Source organism: Actinophytocola sp. (assembly GCF_036555685.1).
Lineage (GTDB): Bacteria > Actinomycetota > Actinomycetes > Mycobacteriales > Pseudonocardiaceae > Actinophytocola.
In genome coordinates, this window is sequence record NZ_DATBKY010000304.1 from 1 (window position 1) to 2,864 (window position 2,864).

Here is a 2,864-nt window from a genome sequence, read left to right on the forward strand (position 1 = left end):
CGCACCCGCGCCCGGCGCCGCGGTCATTCCGGTATCGGGGTCTCAGCAGGGACCGAGGTCGAACCACGAGCTGCTCGAACCCGGGGCCTCGCCGATCGAGAAGAAGGTCGCGAGGATCCAGGCGTGGCCGGAGTAGCCCACCTGGTCACCGAAGAAGTAGAGCTGGGACGCGCTCCACGCGGGCACGCCGGCGCACGTGTCCGGCGGGGGCTCCTCGCCCGGGTCCTCCGGGTCCGGGTCGGTGCCCTCGCCCGCGAAGAGCAGGTTGTTCGGCGAGCCGGCGCCGGCGTTCGTCACGTTGCCCTTGGACGCGAAGTCCTTGAGCGCGGTCTGCACCTCGGCCGGCGTGGCCGACGGGTGGCTGCCCAGGTACAGCGCCGCGCCGCCGGTCACGTGCGGGGTCGCCATCGACGTGCCGCTGATCGTGTTCGTCGCGGTGTCGTCGGTGTTCCACGCCGACGTGATGTCCTGCCCCGGCGCGAAGATGTCGGTGCAGGTGCCGAAGTTCGAGAACGTCGCCCGTGCGTCGTTGGACGCGGTCGCGTTCACGGTGATCGCCTCCGGCGTACGCGCGGGCGTGAAGTTGCACGCGTCGGCGCTGGAGTTGCCGGACGCGATCGCGTACGTGACGCCGGACGCGACCGAGTTGCGCACCGCGTCCTCGAGAGACTGGTTCGCGCCCTGCGCGCCGAGGCTCATGTTGGCGACGGCCGGCTTGGCGGCGTTCGCGGTCACCCAGTCGATGCCCGCGGCGACGCCGGCGAGCGTGCCGGAGCCCTGGCAGTTCAGCACCTTCACCGCGACGAGGTGCACGTCCTTGGCGACGCCGTGCGCGGTGCCGCCGACGGTGCCGGCCACGTGCGTGCCGTGCCCGTTGCAGTCGGTGTTGTTCGAGTCGGCGGTGTTGGTGCCCCAGCTGGCCCGGCCCCCGAAGTCGGTGTGGGTGGTCCGGATGCCGGTGTCGATGATGTAGGCCGTCACCCCGGAGCCCGAGTTCGGGTAGGTGTAGCTCGAGTCGAGCGGCAGGTCCCGCTGGTCGATGCGGTCGAGTCCCCACGACGGCGGGTTGGGCTGCGTGTCGAACGCCGTGAGCACGCGGTTCTGCTCGACGTAGGCGACGGCCGGGTCGGCCGCGGCGCGCTTGGCCGCCGACTCGGTCATCGTCGCGGCGTAGCCGTGCAGCGCGGCGGAGAAGGTGTGCTGGACGCGGGCGCCGTACTTGCTCGCGCTGGCCGCGGCCGTGCCGTCCTTGAGCACGACGAGGTAGCTGTTCTGGATGGTGCCGGGCGCGCCGGCACCGAGGATCTGGCCGGTCGCGGCCTGCGCCGGTGCGGCGAAGCCGACCGTCGCCACCGCGGCGGCGACGAGTGCGGGGAGGGCGAGCCGTCTCGCCCGCCTGGTCGGGACACGTGTCATACCGAACTCCTTGCCTGCAGGGCGCGAGGGGGAGGCCCTCGCGATTCAGGGGCTCGAATTCCGAGGTTCGACCGGTTGGTCATATGCCAACGAATCAGACGTATCGGCAGCGGGCAACGAAGTGGGAACGAGAACGGCCATCCGGCCCCAGCGGCGCCGCCACCTGGGCGAACAGTCCGGCGCCCGCGCGCGGGGCACCCGTCCGCGAGGCGCGGGCCGTGACCTGAACCGCACCGCCGTCACACGACCGCGCGTGGCGCAACTATGCTGCTCGAAATCGCTCGGTGTGCCCCGAAGCGGCACGGACGATGGGTGGGCGGAAAGATCGCTGGACAGTACGTGAGCGCCACCGGACAGAAGCAGCAGATGTTCGGGCGGCCGGACCCGTTCTGCCTGTTCGCCGTGCTGCCGATGCTGATCATCGCGGGCCTCGTCTTCTGGGGCGGCATCGTCATACTCGGCGTGGTCCTGATCCTGCTGACCGCCCTGATCGTGGCGGTCGACTCCTGGATCAACCGGCCGAGCGGCACGCCCGCGCCCCGCTACCGCGAGGGCTACCGGGCCGCCAGGTGACACCGGCCGGGCGCCGAGCGTGGTTCGTGTGGTGTGCGATCACGGCGTGGCGCAGACGGCGCAGGAGCGGGCGGTCCAGCTCGCCGGCCGGCGCGACCATGATCGCCGCACCGCCCAGCCGGCGGGGCCAGACGTAACTTGTTCATCCGACGTGTTCGCCTTTCGCTGAGGATTTCCGACACGCCGAATCGTCGGATCTCCACCGCCGGCCGGGCATCGGTAGTCGGCACTATGTCTAGGTCACGACTGCCTATACCAGCCCGGACTGCTCAATTGTTGCCGGCCAGGAAAACGGCAACGGCTATTGAACACGCCGTTGTCGATACTCCGTTTCGCCTCATGCGATGAGGCGGACGGACGCAAGTGACTGAGCCGAGAATCCGCTCAACCGCAACGGATTGTGCGGACGCATAACAAGCGATGAAACCAAGGGTGATGCGGCGACTACGCTGAGCGCTCGCCTATTTTCCGTCTTCTCAGCACGCGAAAACTGTCGTACGCTCCACTTCGCCGTCGAATTGGGCGTAGACGGCAAAACCGTACTAACCCCTGGGGGGCTAATTTGTGCTGCGCGAACGTCGCCGGAGAGCGGCATTTTGCCGAGCAGGTGCGAACAATTACGGCTGTTCACACCTGCGTACTCCGCCGATTGCGCGGCTCGTACTACGCCGACCGGCCAGCCACCCGCCGGCGCCATCGAGCTCGTCCAGACATCCGGGAGATTGCCCACCCGGATCGTCCCGTCGCACGGAGGGAGGTGTGCGGACATGGTCGCCGACAAGCCGTGAACTGATCCGTCGTCCAAGACGTCTCGCTGACGCACAGGCGCTGCCGCCTGCTCAGGAGACGGCGAGGCGTGCGGGGACGCGACACCC

2 protein-coding genes are annotated in these 2,864 nt (G+C 69.3%); one reads left to right on the plus strand and one right to left on the minus strand.

The window, feature by feature from the left end:
* Positions 1-42: 42 nt before the first annotated feature.
* Complete coding sequence (locus tag VH969_RS31970) at positions 43-1,416, minus strand: S8 family peptidase (protein ID WP_331981142.1); 1,374 nt, start codon at positions 1,414-1,416, stop codon at positions 43-45.
* A 339-nt stretch (positions 1,417-1,755) separates the two neighbouring features.
* Between VH969_RS31970 and VH969_RS31975 the strand changes: the two genes are divergently transcribed.
* Complete coding sequence (locus tag VH969_RS31975; RefSeq protein WP_331981144.1) at positions 1,756-1,989, plus strand: hypothetical protein; 234 nt, start codon at positions 1,756-1,758, stop codon at positions 1,987-1,989.
* Positions 1,990-2,864: the final 875 nt, after the last annotated feature.